This window comes from Anaeromyxobacter sp. SG66, from assembly GCF_022690805.1.
GTDB lineage: Bacteria > Myxococcota > Myxococcia > Myxococcales > Anaeromyxobacteraceae > Anaeromyxobacter > Anaeromyxobacter soli.
Genome location: NZ_JALCZC010000004.1, coordinates 127,081 through 133,287 on the forward strand (window position 1 = coordinate 127,081; position 6,207 = coordinate 133,287).

General features: G+C 73.2%; 5 protein-coding genes and 1 pseudogene. All 6 read left to right on the forward strand.

Annotated elements, in window-relative coordinates; all coding sequences use genetic code 11:
• Positions 1-9 precede the first annotated feature (9 nt).
• Positions 10-720 (forward strand): tetratricopeptide repeat protein, encoded by a 711-nt coding sequence (locus MNZ39_RS02945; protein WP_242334216.1) that lies wholly within the window; start codon positions 10-12, stop codon positions 718-720.
• Positions 721-730: 10 nt separating this feature from the next.
• Entirely contained in the window at positions 731-1,792 is a 1,062-nt protein-coding gene (hrcA, locus tag MNZ39_RS02950) for a heat-inducible transcriptional repressor HrcA (protein ID WP_242334218.1), read from the forward strand.
• A 158-nt stretch (positions 1,793-1,950) separates the two neighbouring features.
• On the forward strand, positions 1,951-2,616 hold the full coding sequence (locus MNZ39_RS02955) for a nucleotide exchange factor GrpE (RefSeq protein ID WP_242334221.1): 666 nt from the start codon (positions 1,951-1,953) through the stop codon (positions 2,614-2,616).
• A 7-nt stretch (positions 2,617-2,623) separates the two neighbouring features.
• Positions 2,624-4,450, forward strand: coding sequence for a molecular chaperone DnaK (gene dnaK / locus MNZ39_RS02960; protein WP_242334224.1), 1,827 nt, complete (start codon positions 2,624-2,626; stop codon positions 4,448-4,450).
• A gap of 158 nt (positions 4,451-4,608) precedes the next feature.
• Positions 4,609-5,739 (forward strand): molecular chaperone DnaJ, encoded by a 1,131-nt coding sequence (dnaJ, locus tag MNZ39_RS02965; protein ID WP_242334227.1) that lies wholly within the window; start codon positions 4,609-4,611, stop codon positions 5,737-5,739.
• Between the two features lie 208 nt (positions 5,740-5,947).
• Positions 5,948-6,207, forward strand: a pseudogene (locus MNZ39_RS02970) (penicillin-binding protein activator); the annotation flags it as partial.

Consider the following 6,207-nt stretch of genomic DNA (forward strand, 5'->3'; position numbering starts at 1 on the left):
GAGGCACCCGTGCGGCCACCGATCTCCCGCTCCTCCATCGCTGCGGCCCTCGCGTCGCTCGCCCTCGCTGCGTGCGGCGGGGCGGAGCCTCGCCCGGCCGCTCGCGAGGACGCGGCGCCCATGCTCGCCACGCTCGCGAGCCCGCCGGGCGCCGGCTCTGAGCGCGTCCGGGCGGGCGACCTCGCGGGTGCCCGCGCGTCCTTCGAGGCGTCGCTCGCCCAGGATCCCGATCGCCTGGCCGCGCTCAACGACCTCGCGGTGAGCTACCTGCTCGAGGGGCACGCCGACGCGGCGCGCCGGCTGCTCGACGAGGTGGTCGCGAGCGGCAGGCCCCGGGAGCAGCAGGCGGCGCTCGTGAACCTCGGCGAGCTCTACGCGGCCGAGGGGTACGTCTCCGCCGCCGAGGCCTACCTCGAGACCGCGCGCGCCATCGACCCGGCGCGCCCCGAGCCCTGGTACGCGCTCGCGCTGCTCGCCGACGGACGCGGCGAGCAGGAGGCCACGCGCGCGGCCCTCGCCGAGGCCCTGCGGCTCGACGACGGGGGTGCGGCGCGGGCAGCGTTCGCTTACGTCTACCCCGAGGAGCGCGTTCACCTCGAGGGGCTCGTCGCCCAGGCGTCGGGCGATCGAGCGCTCGCGGGCGCGCGCTGGCGGGAGCTCTCCGGGAGCCGCTTCGCGGCCCTCGCGGCCGCGGCGGAGAGGCACCTCGCCGGCGAGTAGGCGGAGACCGATGCCGGGGCCCACAGGCGAGCTGGACAAACGCGAGCGCGAGATCCTCCGCGCGCTGGTCCAGGACTACATCCAGACCGGCGAGCCGGTCGCGAGCCAGCCGCTCCTCGCACGCCACGAGCTCGACTGCTCTCCCGCCACGGTGCGGTCGGTGATGGGCGATCTCGAGGAGCTCGGCTTCCTCGAGAAGCCGCACGCCTCCTCCGGGCGGATCCCCACCGAGCGGGGCTACCGGCTCTACGTCGACTCGCTCCTCAAGATGCGCCCGCCCTCGGCGCAGGACCGCGACCGCATCGAGCGGCTCGCCCACGCCGCGAACGACGTGGGCCAGCTCCTCGAGAGCACCGCCGACCTGCTCCACTCGCTCTCGCACCACGCCGGCGTGGTCACGACGCCGCGGCCCCGGGTCGATCCCGTCCGCCAGGTGGAGTTCGTGCGGCTGCGCGAGAACCGGGTCCTCGCCGTGTTCGTCTCGGAGGCGGGGATCGTCACGAACAAGCTCGTGCAGCTCGAGTTCCCCATGGCCGCGGCGGACCTCGAGCGCGCCGCGCACTACCTGAACGAGAAGATCCAGGCGCTCGCGGCCGCGGCGGAGACGCTCCCGGCGGTGCGCGAGCAGATCCTCTCCGACATGCGCGCCGACCAGAGCGCGCTGCACGACCTCCTCCAGAAGGCGCTCTCGCTCGCCGAGCAGTCCTTCGCGCCGAACGAGGAGCGGGTGCTCGTCGACGGCGAGGAGAGCTTCCTCGACGCGCCGGAGTTCGCGAACGTGCGCAAGGCGCGGGCGCTGCTCAAGGCGTTCGCCGAGAAGGATCGCATCCTGCGGGTGCTCGACCGCGTGCTCACCTCGCAGGAGGTGCAGATCTTCATCGGCGCGGAGAGCGAGTTCGCGGCGGTGCCGGACGTCTCGGTCATCGCGGCGCCGTACGGGCGCGGCGATCACGTGCTCGGCACGCTCGCGGTGGTGGGCCCCACGCGCATGAACTACGCGCGCGTCATACCGCTCGTGGATCTCACCGCGCGCCACATCTCGCGCGCCCTCGCGGCCCTGTCGGACGGGTAGCGGGAGCGGCGTACACGGGCCGCGGGCCGGGCGCGCTCCGTCGCCGCGCGATCCTTGTTCCGCCCGTCGGGCCCGTGCCATGATGGCCGCGAGCGCGCGCGCGCGGCGCGAGGCGTGCCGCGGCGTCGCTCGCCCCTTCGAACCCCCGATCGCGAGCGATGGCCGACACCCACGACAAAGGTGCCTTCCGGGCGGACATCCCCCTCGACGCGGTCGAGGAGGCGCTCCGCTCCGTCGAGCGGATCTCGGGCGGCGAGCCCCAGGCCGAGGCGGCGCCGCTCGAGGTGGAGGGCGCCGCCGCCGAGCCGGGCGAGGTCGAGCGGCTCCGGGCCGAGCTCGAGCTCTCCCAGGCGAAGGGACGGGAGGTGCTCGACAAGCTCCGGGCCGAGCACGAGAAGCTGCTCCGCGCCGCCGCCGACCTCGAGAACTACAAGAAGCGCGCGGCGCGGGAGCGCGACGAGGTGCAGCGCTTCGGGATCGAGCGGGTGGTGAAGGACGTGCTGCCCGTGCTCGACGGGCTCGACCGCGCGCTCGCCGCGGCGACGGAGGACGACGCGCTCGCCAAGGGCGTGCGGCTCGTGCGGACCAGCTTCGAGCAGGCGCTCGCGAGGCACGGCGTGAGCGCCTTCAGCGCCATGGGCGAGCGCTTCGATCCGGCCGTGCACGAGGCGCTGCTGCAGGTGCCCACCGACGCCTCGCCGCCGGGGACGGTGGTCCTCGAGCACGCGCGCGGCTTCAAGCTCCACGACCGGCTCGTCCGGCCGGCCATGGTGGGCGTGGCGATCGCCGCGCCGCCCCCGGCCGCGGGTCCGAAGGAAGGGTGATCGATCGATGGGGAAGGTGATCGGCATCGACCTCGGCACGACGAACTCCTGCGTCGCGGTGATGGAGGGCGGCGACGCCGTCGTCATCCCGAACAGCGAGGGCTCGCGCACGACGCCGTCGATGGTCGCGTTCACGGAGGGCGGCGAGCGGCTCGTCGGCCAGATCGCGAAGCGGCAGGCCATCACCAACCCCGAGTCGACGGTGTACGTCGTGAAGCGGCTCATCGGCCGCAAGTTCCAGGATCCCGAGGTGGCGCGCTCGGCGGGGCTCGTGCCGTACCGGATCGTGGCGGCCGGCAACGGCGACGCCTGGGTGGAGGCGAGCGGCAGGTCCTTCTCGCCCGCCGAGATCTCCGCGATGGTGCTCGCGAAGATGAAGCAGACCGCGGAGGACTACCTCGGCGAGGCGGTCACCGAGGCGATCGTCACCTGCCCGGCCTACTTCAACGACGCCCAGCGCCAGGCCACGAAGGACGGCGGCCGCATCGCGGGCCTCGACGTGCTCCGCATCATCAACGAGCCCACCGCCGCCGCCCTCGCCTACGGCATCGACAAGCAGAAGGCGGGCGCCACCGAGCGGGTGGCGGTGTACGACCTCGGCGGCGGCACCTTCGACATCACCGTCCTCGAGCTCAACCTCGGCGTTTTCGAGGTGAAGGCGACGAACGGCGACACCTTCCTCGGCGGCGAGGACTTCGACCAGCGGCTCATCGACTGGCTCTCGCGGCGCTTCCGCGAGCAGACCGGCATCGACCTCACGCGCGACCGCATGGCGCTGCAGCGCCTCAAGGAGGCCGCGGAGCGGGCGAAGCACGAGCTCTCGAGCGCGACCGAGACGGAGGTGAACCTCCCGTTCATCACCGCCGACGCGAGCGGCCCGAAGCACCTCGCCGAGACCCTCGACCGCGCCACGCTCGAGGAGCTGTGCGGCGATCTCATCGAGCGGACGCTCGAGCCGTGCCGCACCGCCCTCAAGGACGCGGGCGTCACCGTCCAGCAGATCGACACGGTCATCCTGGTCGGCGGCATGACCCGCATGCCGAAGGTGCAGGAGGTCGTGAAGCGCTTCTTCGGCAAGGAGCCGCACAAGGGCGTGAACCCGGACGAGGTCGTCGCGGTCGGGGCGGCCATCCAGGGCGGCGTCCTCAAGGGCGAGGTGAAGGACGTCCTCCTCCTCGACGTGACGCCCCTCTCGCTCGGCGTCGAGACCGCCGGCGGCGTGTTCACGAAGATCATCGACAAGAACACCACCGTCCCCTGCAAGAAGTCGCAGGTGTTCTCCACCGCGGTCGACAACCAGCCCCTCGTCTCCGTCCACGTGCTGCAGGGCGAGCGCGGCATGGCCGCCGACGACAAGACCCTCGCGCGCTTCGAGCTCGTGGGCATCCCGCCCGCGCCCCGCGGCGTGCCGCAGATCGAGGTCACCTTCGACATCGACGCGAACGGGATCGTGCACGTATCGGCGAAGGACCTCGGCACCGGCAAGCAGCAGCAGATCCGCATCACCGGCTCCTCCGGCCTCAGCGAGGAGGAGATCCAGCGGATGATCCGCGACGCCGAGGCGAACCGCGCGGACGACGTGGTGAAGAAGGAGCTCGCGGACCTAAAGAACAACGCCGAGGGGCTCATCTACACGACCGAGAAGAGCCTCGAGGAGTACGCGAGCGCCCTCGCCGAGGGCGACCTCGCCGAGATCCGCGCCGACCTCGACGCGCTCAAGGCGACGCTCGAGGGCGGCGACGCCGCCGCCGTGAAGGAGGCGCTCGGCCGGCTCGAGGGCAGCGCCTACCGCATCGCGGACGCGATCTACGCGCAGCAGGGGGGCGGCAGCTAGCCGCTCCGCCGAGCGTCGCCCGGAGCCCCCGGGACGCGAGGCGGCGCGCCCCGTAGCGCGCCGGCGGGCGAGATCGGCCGGGCCGAATTGTCAGCCCCGCCGCGTGCGTTATATTGCCGCCGGCGCGGGTGGTCCGCTGCGGAAGGGCGCGAAAACACGTGGATAAGCGAGACTACTACGATGTCCTCGGCGTCGAGCGCGCCGCGGACGAGCAGGCGATCAAGACCGCGTACCGGAGGCTCGCCCACAAGCTCCACCCGGACAAGAACCCGGGCGACAAGCACGCCGAGGAGCAGTTCAAGGAGGCGTCCGAGGCCTACTCGGTCCTCTCGGATCCCGACAAGCGGGCCCGCTACGACCGGTTCGGGCACACGAACGGCGGCATGCCCGGCGCGGAGGGGTTCCCCTTCGGCGGCGGCGCCAGCATCAACGACATCTTCGGCGACATCTTCGGGGAGATGTTCGGCGGGGGCGCGGGCGGGCGGCGGCAGCGCCAGCGCACCCGGGGCTCGGACCTCCGCTACCACCTCGAGATCGGCTTCGAGGAGGCGGCGTTCGGCACGGTCGCCCGCATCACCATCCCGCGCCCGAAGGCGTGCGAGACCTGCCACGGCTCCGGCGCGAAGCCGGGCACCGGCCCGAAGACCTGCCCGACCTGCGGCGGCGCCGGCGAGATCCGCCTCACCCAGGGCTTCTTCTCTATCGCCCGCACCTGCCACCACTGCCAGGGCTCGGGCCGCGTCATCGTCGACAAGTGCCCGGCCTGCGCCGGGCAGGGCGCGCTGCGCGAGGAGGCGACCGTCGAGGTGAAGGTCCCGCCGGGCGTGGACACCGGCACGCGCCTCAAGCTCTCCGGCGAGGGCGAGCCCGCGCCGGTCGCGGGCGGCAGCCCCGGCGATCTCTACGTCGTGCTGCAGGTGCGCGATCACCCGATCTTCTCGCGCGAGGACACCGAGGTCCTCTGCGAGATGCCGATCTCCTTCACGCAGGCGGCGCTCGGCGCGACCATCGACGTCCCCACCCTCGACGGGCCGGCGAAGCTCAAGGTCCCGGCCGGCACGCAGAGCGGGAAGGTGTTCCGCCTGAAGGGGAAGGGGATCCCCGCCCTGTCCGGCGGCGGGCGCGGCGACGAGCACGTGCGGCTCCTCGTCGAGACCCCGACCCACCTCACCAAGGAGCAGCGCGAGCTGCTCGAGCGCTTCGCCGCGATCTCGGGCGAGGACACGCACCCCCAGGCGCGCAGCTTCTGGCAGAAGGTCGGCGATCTCCTGCGCGACGCGAAGGGGTAACTTTCCAAGGCGCACGAGCCCGGAGCCGAGGCGGGTACCCGCAGCGACGCGCGCCTAGGCGCTCCTCCGACGGGAGCCGCGCCCAGCGGCGCCTGGCAGTGCGCCGCAGGCGCAAGGAGCGAGGACGCCCGCCGCAGGCCCGGGATCGTGCGCCGAGCCGGGGGAATCTGTTCCCACCCTGCGGGTTCCGCAGTAGATCGGGGTTCCCATGCGCTTCGTCGCCCGGAAGGTGCTCGCTTTCCTGTTCCTCGCCCTCGCTGCCTGCCCGAAGCGGGTGGTGGTGAACGGGCAGGAGATGTCGGTCGAGGACGCGGACACGCTCGCGCGCCGCGACCTCGAGGGCGTGCGCGCCGAGGGGAAGGGGCTGCCGCCCGCCGAGGCCGCCGCGCGGCTGGAGGCGTTCGCGGCGCGCTACCGCGGCGTGCCGGCCGGGGGCGACGCGCTGCACGAGGCCGCCGAGCTGCGGCG

What these genes read in the sequence shown, in the direction of transcription:
- hrcA (WP_242334218.1), top strand. Translation starts at nt 731, where the DNA reads ATGCCGGGGCCCACAGGCGAGCTGGACAAACGCGAGCGCGAGATCCTC.
- MNZ39_RS02955 (WP_242334221.1), top strand. Translation starts at nt 1,951, where the DNA reads ATGGCCGACACCCACGACAAAGGTGCCTTCCGGGCGGACATCCCCCTC.
- dnaK (WP_242334224.1), top strand. Translation starts at nt 2,624, where the DNA reads ATGGGGAAGGTGATCGGCATCGACCTCGGCACGACGAACTCCTGCGTC.